The organism is Streptomyces sp. NPDC001393, from assembly GCF_053597455.1.
This window is the reverse complement of the sequence record NZ_JBSFIH010000020.1, coordinates 132,045-146,261: the sequence shown is the minus strand read 5'-3', so window position 1 is coordinate 146,261 and position 14,217 is coordinate 132,045. Positions and strand designations below refer to the sequence as shown.

At 70.9% G+C, this 14,217-nt stretch carries 11 protein-coding genes and 3 pseudogenes; 3 read left to right on the top strand and 11 right to left on the bottom strand.

Going from position 1 to position 14,217, the window contains the following annotated elements; all coding sequences use genetic code 11:
- Positions 1–777 (top strand): annotated as a pseudogene (locus ACWC2T_RS22505) (glycosyl hydrolase); the annotation flags it as partial.
- A gap of 80 nt (positions 778–857) precedes the next feature.
- Here the strand turns inward: ACWC2T_RS22505 and ACWC2T_RS22500 are convergent.
- Entirely contained in the window at positions 858–1,097 is a 240-nt protein-coding gene (locus tag ACWC2T_RS22500) for a hypothetical protein (RefSeq protein ID WP_450672110.1), read from the bottom strand.
- An 86-nt stretch (positions 1,098–1,183) separates the two neighbouring features.
- Between ACWC2T_RS22500 and ACWC2T_RS22495 the strand changes: the two are divergent.
- A pseudogene (locus tag ACWC2T_RS22495) lies at positions 1,184–1,351 on the top strand (4-hydroxy-2-oxovalerate aldolase); the annotation flags it as partial.
- 81 nt (positions 1,352–1,432) lie between these two features.
- On the opposite strand, the gene ACWC2T_RS22490 reads toward ACWC2T_RS22495, so the two are convergent.
- The 6 genes from ACWC2T_RS22490 to ACWC2T_RS22465 all read right to left on the bottom strand — a co-directional run bounded on the left by ACWC2T_RS22490 (position 1,433) and on the right by ACWC2T_RS22465 (position 8,288).
- Positions 1,433–2,137 (bottom strand): hypothetical protein, encoded by a 705-nt coding sequence (locus ACWC2T_RS22490; RefSeq protein ID WP_450672109.1) that lies wholly within the window; start codon positions 2,135–2,137, stop codon positions 1,433–1,435.
- Positions 2,138–2,209: 72 nt separating this feature from the next.
- Positions 2,210–2,557 (bottom strand): DoxX family protein, encoded by a 348-nt coding sequence (locus ACWC2T_RS22485; protein WP_450672108.1) that lies wholly within the window; start codon positions 2,555–2,557, stop codon positions 2,210–2,212.
- Entirely contained in the window at positions 2,554–4,587 is a 2,034-nt protein-coding gene (locus tag ACWC2T_RS22480; protein WP_450672107.1) for an acetoacetate--CoA ligase, read from the bottom strand. Before ACWC2T_RS22480 ends, ACWC2T_RS22485 begins: the two co-directional genes overlap by 4 nt.
- Before the next feature lie 16 nt (positions 4,588–4,603).
- Positions 4,604–6,211 (bottom strand): bifunctional 3-(3-hydroxy-phenyl)propionate/3-hydroxycinnamic acid hydroxylase MhpA, encoded by a 1,608-nt coding sequence (mhpA, locus tag ACWC2T_RS22475; protein WP_450672106.1) that lies wholly within the window; start codon positions 6,209–6,211, stop codon positions 4,604–4,606.
- Entirely contained in the window at positions 6,208–7,146 is a 939-nt protein-coding gene (locus ACWC2T_RS22470) for a fumarylacetoacetate hydrolase family protein (protein ID WP_450672105.1), read from the bottom strand. Before ACWC2T_RS22470 ends, mhpA begins: the two co-directional genes overlap by 4 nt.
- The gene (locus ACWC2T_RS22465; protein WP_450672104.1) at positions 7,143–8,288 is read right to left on the bottom strand and encodes a VOC family protein; all 1,146 of its coding nucleotides are present in this window, start codon (positions 8,286–8,288) and stop codon (positions 7,143–7,145) included. The genes ACWC2T_RS22470 and ACWC2T_RS22465 overlap by 4 nt, the downstream gene beginning before the upstream one ends.
- 138 nt (positions 8,289–8,426) lie before the next feature.
- Between ACWC2T_RS22465 and ACWC2T_RS22460 the strand changes: the two genes are divergently transcribed.
- Positions 8,427–9,065, top strand: coding sequence for a TetR/AcrR family transcriptional regulator (locus tag ACWC2T_RS22460; RefSeq protein ID WP_450672103.1), 639 nt, complete (start codon positions 8,427–8,429; stop codon positions 9,063–9,065).
- Here ACWC2T_RS22460 and ACWC2T_RS22455 read toward each other — a convergent pair.
- The 4 genes and pseudogenes from ACWC2T_RS22455 to ACWC2T_RS22440 all read right to left on the bottom strand — a co-directional run bounded on the left by ACWC2T_RS22455 (position 9,031) and on the right by ACWC2T_RS22440 (position 14,210).
- On the bottom strand, positions 9,031–9,219 hold the full coding sequence (locus ACWC2T_RS22455; protein ID WP_450672102.1) for a hypothetical protein: 189 nt from the start codon (positions 9,217–9,219) through the stop codon (positions 9,031–9,033). The genes ACWC2T_RS22460 and ACWC2T_RS22455 overlap by 35 nt on opposite strands.
- A 268-nt stretch (positions 9,220–9,487) precedes the next feature.
- Positions 9,488–9,670: pseudogene (locus ACWC2T_RS22450) on the bottom strand (TetR/AcrR family transcriptional regulator); the annotation flags it as partial.
- A 108-nt stretch (positions 9,671–9,778) separates the two neighbouring features.
- Complete coding sequence (locus tag ACWC2T_RS22445) at positions 9,779–10,825, bottom strand: zinc-binding dehydrogenase (protein ID WP_450672101.1); 1,047 nt, start codon at positions 10,823–10,825, stop codon at positions 9,779–9,781.
- Between the two features lie 163 nt (positions 10,826–10,988).
- Complete coding sequence (locus tag ACWC2T_RS22440; RefSeq protein WP_450672100.1) at positions 10,989–14,210, bottom strand: bifunctional cytochrome P450/NADPH--P450 reductase; 3,222 nt, start codon at positions 14,208–14,210, stop codon at positions 10,989–10,991.
- Positions 14,211–14,217 lie beyond the last annotated feature (7 nt).

The window sequence follows — 14,217 nt, the reverse complement described above, 5'->3', positions numbered from 1 at the left end:
TCGACGGATCCGTCCAAGGCCACCGAGTACGAGGTCGCACCGCCGGACAAGGACCAGGGCGGCGCGGGCGCCCGCTTCATCGCGCCGATCGCCGCGGACGCCAAGGACACGGGCACCTGGATCGCCGGTGGGCGGCACGTGTGGGTGAACACCAAGGGCTTCGCCATCCGCTCCGGCAAGGAGTGGAGTGACGCCTACGACCTCGGTGAGGGCCACGTCGCCACGGCCGTGGCGTCCTCGGGCGGCACGGTGTACGTCGGCTGGTGCGGGCCCTGCAACAACCAGGGCTTCACCCGGGGCATCGCGGTCGGCAACGCCGACGGCACCGGCTGGCACCAGCTGAACCTGCCGGTCGACGGTACGATCCCGAACCGCTACGTCTCCGGCTTCGAGATCGACCCCGCCAACGCCCAGCACGTGTACGTGGCGATCAACGGCTTCTCCCGCCGGTTCACCGAGGGCCCGGGCGCGGGCGTCGGCCACGTCTTCGAGTCCAGGGACGGCGGCGCGAGCTGGACGGACATCTCCGCCAACCTGCCCGACGTCCCCGCCGACACGGTCAAGCTCCTGCCGAACGGCGGCCTCGCCCTCGGCACCGACCTCGCCACCTTCTACCGCCCCGCCGGCGCCACGAAGTGGCTGGTCCTGGGCCACGACCTGCCCACCACGGCCGTGATGCAGCTACGCCTCGGCCCGGACGGCAAGCTGTACGCCGCCACGCACGGCCGCGGCATCTGGTCCTTCGACGTACGGCGCCTCAAGGGCCGTAAGGACTGACCACGCCCCGTACGCTGCGTAGCACGACGACGGCCGGTGCCGCCCCGAACCGGGGGCCACCGGCCGTCCGGCGTTCGGGTTCACTGCACCGGATACGCCGCCGCACTCAGGCGAAGCGTGAACAGCGGCGCGCCCCCGGGACCCCACGTCACGGTCACCGCCCCGATGCGCGCGGCACGCACCGTGACCCGGGTGACGTCCTTGCCGTCGGTGACGGAGGAGGTCACCAGCGCCAGCATCGGATTGCTGCTGCGCGGCTGCGGCCAGGGGCCGTGGGCGCGGGGCTCCAGGACGACGGTCACCGTCGTGCCGGAGCGCACACACAGGCTACGGGCGGCGTCCCCGGCGCCGTGGGTGATTGTGGCGGAGCCTGCCAGGCAGCCCGACGAGGCGGAGGCCGCAGCAGGGGGCGTGGCGGTGTTTCCTCCGGCACGCTGTTGCCGCGGCGCGCCGTCACGGCCTGGACACCCGGGCGATCCCTATCGAAGCCAGCCGGCGCCGGATGGTCGGCGGCCAGGCGGGCATGATCACGGACATTGCGCTCGACCTCGCGGCGGCCGGTTGCGTCGACTGACGCGAGTGATCGGTGCGGCGGCTGTGGCGGCCCGGCGGGGCCGGTGCCACCGCCGTCCACGTCAGAGGACGGACGGCGGTATCAGCGGCTCGTGTCGGCGTCACCTTCGTCATTCGGAGGGTCTTCCTGTCTCCTGCCGCCCGGAGGGGAGCCGTCCCCGTGTTCTTCCAGCAGCTCGAGAAGCGCGGCGTCCGCTCGCCTCTGATCTTCCTTCGTCAGCTCGACCGGTGCGTTGTTGTAGACGGTGTAGCGATCTGGATCGATGATGTTGGCGGCCCTCAAGCTGAACGTCAGCAGGGGGCGCCAACCCTTGCGGTGGCCGACCCGCACCTGTATCTGGGCCTTGTAGTCACGGGCCTCCGGGAGGAATCCGGAGAACGGTGCCTCGAACTCGAGGAAGAGCTGTTGCGCTTCTCTGCCGGGCACGACGAATCCGGCGGGCAGCTTCGTCTCCTCGTCCGGCCCCGGTTGGAGCCGGGACGTGGAGGACACCCACAGGAGGGGCAGATGAGAGGCGGGCTCATCGGGGAAGGTCAGGATGAGGTCCTGCACGACGATCGGTTTGGGACCGGTGTTGTGCAGGACGAGCGGCAGTCGTAGGCGTGCCGTGGAACCGTGGACGATCGCCGCGAAGGAATGAGGTTCCCACGCCTTCAGGCGTCCCTGTCGGGCGTTGAGCCACCAGAACGACGCGACGGTGAAGAGCAGTGCGCAGGCTGACACCACACTGGCGCCGGTAAGCGATGAGGACGCGATCTGATCCGCCGCGACCGTCAGCGGAACCACGGATTCAGTCTGCCAGCTCCGCCGTGGGCTCGCTAACAGGACGAGTGGAGGCCGACAGTCCCCCGGAACGGGTCAGAGGCCGGCGAGCAGTACGAGATACCAGGCGACCAGGGCCGCGCATGTCACCGCGGGGAGGAGCTTGGTCAGCCCGTCGCCCTTGCGTACGTGCGTGGTCACGGCACCGGCGAGCAGCATCAGCAGGCCGATGCCGGCCAGGCCGCCGCACAGCGGTACGACCGGGCCGAGGGCCACGCCGATGGCGCCCGCCAGCTCCAGCCCGCCGATGAGCCGGTAGGCCGTGGTGGTGAAGCCGGCGTGGGCGGCCAGCTCGGGCATCGGACCCAGGGCCAAGATCTTGGCCGTGCCCAGCAGGGCGAAGATCAACGCGATGAGACAGGTCAGCGAGGCGGAGAGGATCACGAGACGCCTTCGGGGGTGTGTGGACGGCGGGCCTGGCGGCGTTCGGCTCCCAGGCCGGCGAAGTAGGCGATCAGGTCGGGGTTGTCGACCGCGGAGGGGTTGAGGACCTGCTCGGCGGGTGCGCCCTGGAGGAGGCGCTTGACCGGGACCTCGAGCTTCTTGCCGGTCTTCGTGTGCGGGATGGCCGGTACGGCGAGGATCTCGTCGGGGACATGGCGGGGGGAGGCGCCGGTGCGGATCGCGTCGCGGATCTTCTCGCCCAGGGACTCGTCCAGACCGACCCCGTCGGCGAGGACCACGAAGAGCGGCATCCAGTAGCCGCCGTCGGGTTCCTCCGCACCGATGACGAGGGCCTCGGCGATCTCAGGGAGGCGTTCGACGATGTCGTGGATGTCGGCGCTGCCCAGCCGTACGCCGTTGCGGTTGAGGGTGGCGTCGGAGCGTCCGTGCACGATCACCGAGCCGTGGGAGGTGAGGGTGATCCAGTCGCCGTGCCGCCACACGCCCGGGTAGGCGGAGAAGTAGGCGTCTCGGTAGCGGCTGCCGTCGGGGTCGTTCCAGAAGTACAGCGGCATGGACGGCATGGGCCGGGTGACGACCAGTTCGCCGACCTGGTCGACGACCGGCCGTCCCGTGCCGTCGTACGCCGCGAGCGCCACGCCGAGGTTGGGAGCCGACAGTTCACCCGCCCACACCGGGGTGGTGGGGGCGCTGCCGGCGAAGCCGGAGACGACGTCCGTGCCGCCGCTGGTGGAGGCGAGCTGGACGCCTGCGCCGACGTGGTCGCGGACCCAGGGGTAGGCGGAGGCGGGCAGGGCGGAGCCGGTGGAGCCGATGACGCGGATCGCCGATAGGTCGTGCACGGCGGGGTCGACGCCGAGCTTGGCCATGGCCAGCAGGTACTGGGGACTGGTGCCGAAGACGGTGACCTTGTGGCGGGCCGCCAGCTCCCACAGGACGTCCGGGCGCGCCACCGGCGCGGGGCTGCCGTCGTAGGTGCAGGTGGCGGCACCGGTCAGCAGGGTGGAGACGACCAGGTTCCACATCATCCAGTGGGTGGTGGTGTACCACAGCAAGCGGTCCCCGACGCCCAGGTCGCAGTGCAGGCCGAGGATCTTGAGGTGTTCCAGCAGGACGCCTCCGTGGCCGTGGACGATGCCTTTGGGCAGCCCGGTGGTGCCGGAGGAGAAGACGATCCACAGCGGGTGGTCGAACGGAACCGGGGTGATGGCGAGGTACTCGGTGCGGCCGGCCGCGTCCTCCCAGGGAACCGTCAGCCTCGCGGCCCGGGTCGCGGGCCACGCGAGGCCCAGGTGATCCACGAGGACCGTGGCCTTGAGCGTGGGAAGGGCGGCGGCGAGGTCGAGGGAGGCGGCGCGGCGGTCGTGACGGGTGCCGTTGAAGAGGTAGCCGTCCGCGGTGATGAGCACCGTGGGTTCGAGCTGGGCGAAGCGGTCGGCGGCGGCCTTGGGCGCGTAGTCCTGGCCGCACACGGACCACACCGCGCCCAGGCTGGCTGTGGCGAGGAAGGCGATGACGGCGTGGGGGGTGTTGGGCAGGTAGCCGACCACCCTGTCGCCGTGTCCGACGCCGAGGTCGCGCAGGGTGGCCGCGACGGAGGCGACCTGGGCGCGCAGCTGCCGGCCCGTGATCTCGTAGGCGGCTCCGGTCTCGTCCAGTGCGGTGATCGCGGGGGCGTCCGGATGCAGGTTGCGCAATGCGTGGTGGGCGTAGTTGAGGGTGGCGCCTGGGAACCAGCGGGCGCCGGGCATGGCTTCCTCGGCCAGCACCCGCTCGTACGGAGTGGTGGCGTCGATGTCGAAGTACTCCCACACCGCGGCCCAGAATCCTTCCAGGTCCGTGACGGACCAGTGGTGCAGGGCCTGGTAGTCGGTCGGGTCCGGAATCCCTTCGGCGCCCTGGTGTCGGGCGGCCCAGCGGGCGAAGTCCGCGATGCGGCTGCCGGCGGCCGCTTGGGGGTCGGGCGGCAGGAAGGGCTCAGGACAGGGCGTGGAGTGCGGGGTGGTCATGGTGTGGTGTTCCTCGTCAGGGTGCGGGCCGGGCTTCGGCGGGGCGGCGGGCCGTGTGCAGCAGGGGGGCCCAGGCGGCGGCGTCGGTGAAGTCGCCGGTGCCGGTGGGGACGGTGTCCATCACGACGCGGTCGGGTCGCAGTAGGACGGCGTCCGCCCGGCCGCGTGCCAGCCAGGCGGCCAGCGTGCCGTCGTCGTCCAGGTCGCCGACATGGATCACGGATGCGCCCAGGGCCGTGGCCACGCCCGTCATCCGCGCCGTGGGCGGCAGGGCGGTCAGCACGGCGAAGGAGTCCCCGAGGATGTCGTCGAGGCGCTCTCGCCTGCCGTCGACGATCACCCAGGGTTGCGGGCAGAAGGTGCCGGCCAGGGAGCGGCCGGTCAGCCGGGGGCGGCGTCGTACCAGCGGATTGGCGGCCAGTGCGGGACTGAGGTCGCGGCTCACCGCCGCGGTCACACCGGGGATGCGGCAGGCCGCGCCCACCACGGCCCGGCGGATGGCCGCACCGCGGTCCTGTCCGCCGGTCATGGCCCAGCCGACGGCGACCGCGACACGGATCACGTGGCGGGCGTGCGGCTTGCGCTCCTGCTGGTAGGTGTCCAGCAGTCGGTCGTCCGCGCCCTGCTGAAGGACGCGGGCGAGTTTCCAGGTGAGGTTGCGGGCGTCGCGCAGGCCCGCGCACAGGCCCTGCCCGATGAAGGGCGGGGTGAGGTGGGCCGCGTCGCCCAGCAGGAAGACGCGCCCCCGGCGCCAGCGGTCGGCGAGGCGGGCCCGGAAGGTGTACTGCGCCTGCCGGATCACCTCGAAGTCGTCGCCCCCGCCCCCGTGGGCAGCGGACGGCAGGTCGACCCAGGGGGCGACCAGCTCGCGCAACTGCTCCAGCCCTTCCGGGCCGTCCAAGGTCTCACCTTCGGCCAGCCGGAACTCCCAGCGGTAGCGGTCCTCGCCGACTCGCATGAAGGTGGCCGGGCGGGTGGGGCAGCATATCTGCTCGGCGCCTTCCCAGGTGCGCACCGGGAGGCTGGTGCGCACGTCGATGACCCGCCAGCTCTCCTCGAAATGCAGGTCCTCCCACACGGCGCCGATGGCGTCGCGGGTGACGCTGCCCGCGCCGTCGCAGCCGAGGACGGCGTCGGCCCACACGTGCTCGTCCTCGTCGCTGCCGTCGCGGCGGAAGGTGACCCGGACCGGAGCCGTTCCGTCGGTGTCCTGGCTGACGGACACGACCTCCACCCCGCTCCGCACCTCGCACTCGGGGCGACGGGCCAGGGCGTCACGCAGCAGCCGTTCCAGCTCTGGCTGGTCGAACATGCTGGTCTGCGGGAAGCCGTGGTGGCCGTGCAGGGACCGTGGGAACTCGGCGATCACACGGCGCCGGGCGTCCAGCAGCCGCAACCCGGGCGCCGGCCTGGCGATGGAGGCGAACTCCTCGTGGACGCCTACGCTCTGCAGGATCCGGCGAACCTCGTCGTCCACGACGACGGCGCGCGGCAGGGGGTAGACGTCCCGGTGGCGTTCGAGGAGCAGGCTGGGCACTCCGTGCCGGGCGAGCAGGAGCGCGGCCGTGACTCCGACGGGTCCCGCGCCGATGATCACTACCGGTCTCCGGGATGCGGCGCTCACGTCGCGTCCGCCACAGCGGTCCGCTGCTCGCCCAGGTCGATCCGCCCGTCGGGGGTGGCGATCGAGGCGGTGACGAGGTCACCATCGCGCAGATACCGGGGGTTCTTGGCCTGGCCGTTGAAGAACGCCTTCCACTTCAGCGCGGGCGGCAGCAGCGCGGCGATCTTCTCGACCGGCTTGGGCGGGGCCTTGAGGGCGGTGCCGCCGGGCGTACCGGTCAGCAGCAGGTCGCCCGGGTCGAGGGTCTGGAAGCGGGCGAGCAGGGTGAGCGCCTGCGCGGGCCGCACGATCATGTCGGCCAGGGTGCGGTCCTGACGCGTTACGCCGTTCACCGACAGCCGCAGTCGCAGGTCGATCAGACGGTCGAAGTCCTCCGGCTCCAGCAGGGCCAGGTACGGACCCGTCGGCGTGAAGGTCGGGTAGGACTTGCTCTCGTAGAACTGGGTCTTGGTCAGCTGGACGTCGCGGGCGCTGACGTCGTTGGTGAGGACGAGCCCGGCGACGTACGAAGGAAGGTCCTGCTCCTCCACAACCGTGCCCACCGGGAGCGTGGCGCCCATGACGAGGCCGAGTTCGACTTCGTAGTCGAGGAAGTTCACGTGTGCCGGGCGGACGATCGTGTCGTGCGGGCCGCTGACCGAGCCGGACGCCTTGCGGAAGAAGGTGGGCGGTATGTCGCCGGTGAACCCGGAATCCTTGGCGTGGCTGCGGTAGTTGACCATTTGGGCGACCACCCGGCAGGGGGTGGTGACCGGGGGCAGTGCCACCAGGTCGGCGACGGGTGTGCCGCTCTCGTCGGAGGCGGTGGCCTCCTGGACGGCGGCCCGGTCGGCGAGCAGTTCGGCGGTGGTGACCGCCTTGGTCTCGATGCGGACGGCGCGCTCGTTTCGGACGGCCCACCAGCCGTCGGGGGTGCGCAGCACGTTGGTGCTCATGAGCTCATCGCTTTCATCAGGCCCAGCAGGCGTGCGGGGTCGAGTTCGTTGTCGTCGCGCAGGGCCGTCATGACCTCGCGGAGCTTGGCGGGGGAGGGGCTGGCGCCCAGGAAGTCGCGGGTGACGGGCGGCCCCCACTGGGCCAGGCCGCTCGCCGACATCGGTGCCCATCCGGGTTCGAGGTCGCAGGAGAACAGGTCGCCGTCGGCGAAGTGCTCCAGCATGAAGTGGTCGGGGTCGCGCCAGTAGTCGAAGAGCTGGCTGCCCTGGATGTGCCGGCCGATGCCCCAGCTGCGCTGGTAGCCGCGCTCGGCCAGGTACTCCCCGCCGGCGGCGATCGCGTCGAGGTCGGTGACCTGGTAGGCGGAGTGGACGTAACCGGTGCCCGGCCCGAGATGCAGGGCCAGGGTGTGGTGGTCCACGGGCAGGCTGCCCTGGTCGCAGCGGATGAACGCCATGGTCGGCCCGCGCCGGCGTTGCCCGTCCAGGAACAGGAAGTCGGACACGATCATCCCGAGGGTGTCCAGGTACCAGTCCAGCGTGCGGGTGAACGTCCGCGTCTCCAGCACCACATGGCCGAGGCGCTGGATGCGGGACGGCTCACGGGGCGGGCGCTGGGTGGTGTTCGTACGACGGCCTTCGATGCCGGTGTTGAGGATCAGCGGCTGCTGCCCGGGCAGCGCGGGAAGCGGTTCGGCGCAGTGCACCACCCGGACCGGGAGTCCCGAGGGATCGAGCAGGGCGACCGACCGGCCGCCGCCGGGGACGTCGATGTCCCGGACGGTGTGGCCGACGGCAGCGGCCAGCCGGTCCACATCGGTCCGCTCGGCCGCGCGGAACGCCGGCCCGAGGAAGCGGGAGGCGCGGCCGCGCCGGATGACCATGCAGGGCGAGCCCGCGAACGTGCCGCGCAGCCACAGCTCGTGATCGGTGCGGGCGGCGATCGCGAAGCCGAAGTCGCGGGCGAACACCTCGGCCCGGTCCAGGTCCGGCTTCTCGAACTCCAGCCAGGCCAGATCCGCCACTTTGATCACGGGGTTCCGGGAGCGGCCGGGGTGTTCGCCGCGTAGGGCGCCCTGCTCACTGTGGAGGTCTTGGTGGGGCGTCAGAGGACCGCCCTTGTTAACGGGGATGTGGGACATGGTGTCCTCCAAGCAACACTGCCGTAATGAGGAAATCATCAACTCTGCCGTTTCTCTCCGTCAATAGGTGCAGCCCAAATAATTGAGGATCTCATCAGTAATGGCAGGGTCATCGTTGCGACGGTTACACTGGGCGCTATGCCGACGTCAGCCCCGCCCAAGAACCGCTTCGAGCGACGCCGTGCCGAGACCCGTCAGGCGCTCGTCCGTGCGGCCCGGCAGATCCTCGCGGAGACCGGGGACACCAGCGCAAGCATCCAGGCCATCGCCGAGCGCGCCGATGTGGGCTTCGGGTCCTTCTACAACCACTTCGAGTCGAAGACGGAGCTGTTCGACGCGGCGGTGTCGGACGCCCTGGAGGAGTTCGGGCAGGTCATCGATGCGCGCGTGGAAGGCATCGACGACCCGGCCGAGCTGGTCGCGGCCGGCTTCCGGCTCACCGCCCGGATGGCCGACTCCCACCCGGAACTCATGCGAATCCTGCGCGACCGCGGCTTGGCCCACATCCACTCCGACAGCGGCCTCGCCCCACGCGCCCTGCGCGACCTGGAGATCGGCATCGCCTCAGGCCGCTTCACCTGCGGCAACGCGACCACCGCCCTGTCCGCCCTGGGCGGCACCCTGCTGTCCCTGGTGGCTCTGCGGCTGGACCGCCCGGACCTCGACGGCGACGAGGCCGCCTCCGACCTGGCCGAGATGGTCCTGCGCATGCTCGGCCTCGCTGCGGACGACGCCCACGAGGTCACCCGGCGCCCGCTGCCCGATCTCGCCCGATGATCTCCTGCACCTGAAGCGCGGCCCTCTGTGGTGCTACGTCGGCGGCGACGAGGAACGCGGTTGCCGCGGCCTCGCCCGTGGGGTCGGTCCACGGGCATGCGGCGTTCTCCTCGGCGAGGGCCAGCATGAGTGCCTCCAGTGCTTGGGCGAGCACGGGTGCTGGAAGGTGGTCCGCGAAGACGCCTTCGCGCTGACCGCGCCGTAGGGTTGCGACGGCTTCTGCGCGGGCCGGTGCGGATCGCGTCCTCTCCCAGGTGGCGCCGTCCCAAGGTGATGAGCATGCGGTAGTGGTCGCCCACCGTCCATGCCGCCAGCACCATCCGTGTCATCGCCTCGACCGGGTCGGCATCCGCGGTACGGGCTCTGGCGAACGCCTGCCGGAGTTCATGGCCTGCTTCCTGTGTCAGGTCGGCGATCAGCGCATGCCGGCTGGGGAAGTGTCCGTAGAAGGTGCGCCGGGCGACGCCGGCCGCCTGAGCGATGCTGTCGAGACTCGTGTCCGGGTCTTCCCGCAGTTTCTGCCGGGCGGTGGCGAGGATGCGCCTGTGGTTGGAGTGAGCGTCCTTGCGCTGCGGAGTACGGCCCGGGGTGTCGGTCGTCTGCATGGTTTTGTCTCTCCGCGGTTGCCGGGAAGCCGTGGGCGCCGGTGTTCCCTCACGCACCGGCGCCCACTCACCCCTGCCCAGGGTGGCTTGGTGTCCTGCTGACGGGCGTCAGGGGACGAGGATGAGGCGGATCGGGTCGCCGGTCTTGTTCTCCAGTCGGTGGACGGCGTCGGCGGCTTCGATGAGCGGGATGTGGTCGGTGATGGAGGGGGCGAGGTCGAGGCGGCCGGCCGCGGTCAGCTGTACCAGCTCGGAGACGGACTCGGGGAAGCCGCCGTAGTGGCCGCGTACCTGCTTCTGCAGGTAGTTGAAGGTCAGGCCCTCGGTGATGGTCAGTGGCCGGGGGGTGATGCCGACCAGGATGAGGGAGCCGCCGAGGCCGAGTACGGAGGCGGCCTGGTCGCGGACGGCGGGTACGCCGGCGCAGTCGAAGGCGAAGTCGAGGCCGCGTCCGCCGGTGGCTGCGCGGACCTGGTCGGTGAAGTCGGGGGCTGCCGGGTCGAGTGCGAGGTCGGCGCCGAAGGCCAGGGCGCGTTCGCGGGCGCTGGGCAGCGGGTCGATGGCGATGATGGGTGCGGCGCCGACCAGGCGGGCGAGGCGTACGTTGTGGGCGCCGACTCCGCCGACTCCCCAGACGCCGACGGACTGGGCGGGACGGACGCCGGCGGTGGCGACGACGGCGGCGTAGGGGGTGGAGACGGCGTCGGGGATGATCGCGGCCTGGTCGAAGGGGAGGCTGTCGGGGATGGGGATGAGGGTGTCCTCGCGGGCGATGACGTACTGGGCCCAGCCGCCGTCGTAGTCGATGCCGGCGGTGAGCATCTGGGTGCAGGGGCGGTGGCGCACGCATCCGGCGCACGTGCCGCAGGTCTTGCCGGCCTCCAGGGTGACGCGGGTGCCGGGGGTCAGGCCGCGCTTGAGGTCGGGGCCGAGTGTGTGGACCACGCCGGAGACCTCGTGGCCGACGGTGATGGTGTCGGAGGTGGCGAAGAGGGGGACGAGGGAGCCGTCGAGGAGGTGGACGTCGGAGAGGCAGACGCCGGCGGCCTTGACCTCGATGAGGACCTCGCCCGGGCCCGGCACGGGGATCGGGACCTCTTCCACGGCGAACTTCTTGCTGTCCAGGTGGAAGCGTCCGGCGAGCATGGTGTCCATGAAGGTCTGCTTTCTGTGACCGGCACCGCCCGATGAGCCGGGACGCTGGGTGCCATGGGGTGCGTGAGGGGCTGGTGGTGGCCGGGAGGCGTGCGGAGTGGCAGGAGGGGGCCGCACGCCTCCCGGCGGCTGGGGGTCGGCGCGCCTTGACGGCGTGCGGCGGTCAGGCGAAGACGTCCTGCTGGTAGCGCTCGTCCGCTTCGAGCTGGGCGAGCCACTGTTGGGCGGTCTCGTCGTCGCTGCCGGTCTTTTGGCGGTGGATGGCGGCGAGGGCCTCGCGGACGGCGGGGGCCATGCGGCGGCCGTCACCGCAGACGTAGATGTTGGCGCCGTCCTGGATGGCCTGCCACACCGTGTCGGCGGCGTGGGCGATGGCGTTCTGTACGAACCGGGCCGGGTGGCCGGTCACCGCGGAGTAGGCGGTGTGGATCTGGGCGATGCCGGCCTGCTCCCAGTTCTGCATCTCCTGCTTGTAGAAGTAGTCGTGCTCGGGGTGGCGGCAGCCGACGAAGACCTGGGACAGGCCGACCTGGGTGCCGTTGGCGTGCTGTGTCGCCCGCTCCTCCAGGAAACCGCGCAGCGGCGCGATGCCGGTGCCGGGGCCGATGAGGATCAGGGGCGTGGCGGGGTCGGCGGGCGGGGCGAAGGTGGGGGAGGGGACGCGGACGTAGCCGTAGACGACGTCTCCGGGCTGGAGGCCGGCGATGTAGGCGGAGCAGGTGCCGCGGTACTGGCCGTCGCCGGACAGGGCCGGGCCCTCCAGCAGGCCGACGGTGAGACGGACGTGGCGCGGGTTGGCCTGCGGGGCGGAGGAGATGGAGTAGAAGCGCGGGCGGATGGGGCCCATCATCTCCAGGAACACCGCCAGCGGCAGCTCGACGGCCGGGAAGCGCTCCAGCAGGGCCAGCACGGAGATGCGCTTGCCGAGGATCTCCTTGCTGTAGCGCTCCTCGGCTTCCTGGGTGTCGGCGGTGTAGGCCTGGAGCTGCGGCCGGGTCCACGGGCACTCGGTGTGCTCGGCGAGCGTCTGGATCTGGGAGCGGGTGGCCACGTCCTGCAGTTCGAGGAACTCGGTGAGCAGGATGCCGGCGGTGACCGGGGTGCCGACCGGCAGGTGGGTGCGGCCACCGGCCGGCTGCTCCAGCCGGAGCACCTGGTCGTAGTCGACGCCGAGCCGCCTCAGTGCGCGCTCCACCAGGGCGAGTTCGTTCTTGGCGAAGACGGCCAGGTGGTTGCCGGTGTCGTAGGTGACGCCGTCGGGCAGCTCGACGGTGATGGACTTCGCGGACGGGCGCGGCGGCTCGATGGCGAAGTCCCACAGGCCGGTCGCGTCGGCCACGAGTTCCTCGTTGGTCACCACGGTGAGCGGGTACGCCTGCTCGGAGACGATGGCGGGGCGCACGTCGGACTCGGTGAGCAGCTGGACCTGGTAGCGGGGGCCGCTGGCCTGGGAGGTGTCGGCGGCGTACTCCTCGGCCAGGGTGGCCCACAGGTTGTCCATCCACCGTGTGGCCATGCCGTCGAAGTCACCGGCGGCGTCCGCGATGCCGCGCTCGACGATGGGGGTGGCGCCGGCGGCCAGCAGACCTTCCTCGATCCGCTTGGGGAATGCCTGGTAGGTGGCCACCCACTGGGTGTTGCCGGCGCCCAGCAGCGCGTACCGCACGTTGGACAGTGAGCCCTCGGGCAGTCCGGCGGCGAGCAGGTCGTCGAAGCGCTGGGCGTTGTCGGGGGCCTTGCCGTTGTAGCTGGCGGCGACGACGGCGAGCAGGCCCTCGGTGGGCAGGTTGTCGCCCAGCTCGTCCAGGCTGATCAGGGTGGTGCCGAAGCCGGAGCGCTCGCCGCGGTCGGCGATGGTGCGGGCCAGGTCCTCGCACGAACCCAGGCTGGAGCCGTAGGCGACGGTCAGGTTCACCCCCACACCGCTGACCGCTGCCTGGGCCTGGGTGTCGTCGGTCTGCAGGTCCGCGGCGCCGAAGACGGTGCGCTCGTGCTCCTGACGACGGCGGACGATCAGTTCGAAGTTGCCGGGCTTGCGCGTCAGCGCCTCCCGCACGTCCATCGCGTAGTCGCTGGTGTCGGAGAACTTGAACTTCTGCAGCACCAGCGCGAGGGCCAGGCGGGCCTCGGTGAGCGCGAACTGGCGGCCGATGCAGGCACGAACGCCGTTGCCGAACGGCTTGTAGGCGTGCGGGTGCTGCGCGGCGCGGTTCTCCGGCAGCCAGCGGTCGATGTCGAACTCGTCGGGACGGTCCCACGCCTTGGGGTGGGTGTGCAGCGGGCCTTCCAGGATGCTGACCCGTGTGCCCTTCTTCAGCTCGTAGCGGCCGCCGATGACGGTGTCGTCGATGGGCGCCTTGGCGATCATCGGGATGGGAGCCCACAGGCGCAGGGTCTCCTCCAGGATCCGCGGGATGACGTCCAGCTGCATGATCGTGTCGTAGTCCGGGACGGTGTCGCCGGGCAGCAGGCGGTCCACCTCGGCGTACGCCTGGGCCAGGACATGCGGGTTGCGCATCAGCGAGTACGTGGCGAACGACAGCAGACCACTGGTGGTTTCATGCCCGGCGATCAGGAACGTCAGCACCTGGTCACGCACGTTGTCGACGTCCAGCCGCTTGCCGGTCTCCGGGTCGGTGGCCTCAAGCATCAGGCCCAGCAGGTCGTCCTCAGCGCTGCCCTTGCCCTCCTGGCGCTCCTTGATCACGCTCTCGACCAGCTCGCGCATCACCTGGATGTTCTCGCCGTACTTCTTGGCATCGGCCCTGCGCAGCTTGGTCATCATCGGCAGCTCCTGAGAGCGCCGCATCGACTCGGTCAGCGCGCCCAGCATCGCGTTGAGGAACGGGTGCAGCTCCTCCTTGTCGAAGGAGTCGAACCGGTAGCCGAACCCCGACAGGGCGATGGTGTCCAGCGTCAGGCGGGTGTAGTCGTCGGTGATGTTGACCGGCTTCCCTTCCCGGCGCTCCCACTTGCCCGCCAGGTTCTGGGCGATCTCCAGCATCTGCCCGAAGTAGTTCCTCATGGCCCGCTGGCTGAAGGCCGGCAGCAGGATCCGGTGTGCCCTGCCCCATTCCTCTTCGTGCTGGTGGGCGGTGAACAGGCCGGCGCCGGCGAAGTCCCGGATGTGGTGCAGCGGCGTCTTGTCGATCTGCTTGAAGAACCGCGTCTCGTCGCTGACCTCGGCCACCAGGTCCGGGTCGTAGACGAAGACCTGCTCGATGCCGGCGATGTCCATGCCGTAGATGCCCTCGGGGAACTGCTTGGACAGCTCACCGAAGTACGCAACCGGGTTGGTGTCGGGGATCTGCGGCGTGTTGCCGAGGAGGGGGATCCCCCGCGGGGACCGGATGGGGCGAAGGTCGTTCGCGGTGTTCGTGGTCATGTCTTGC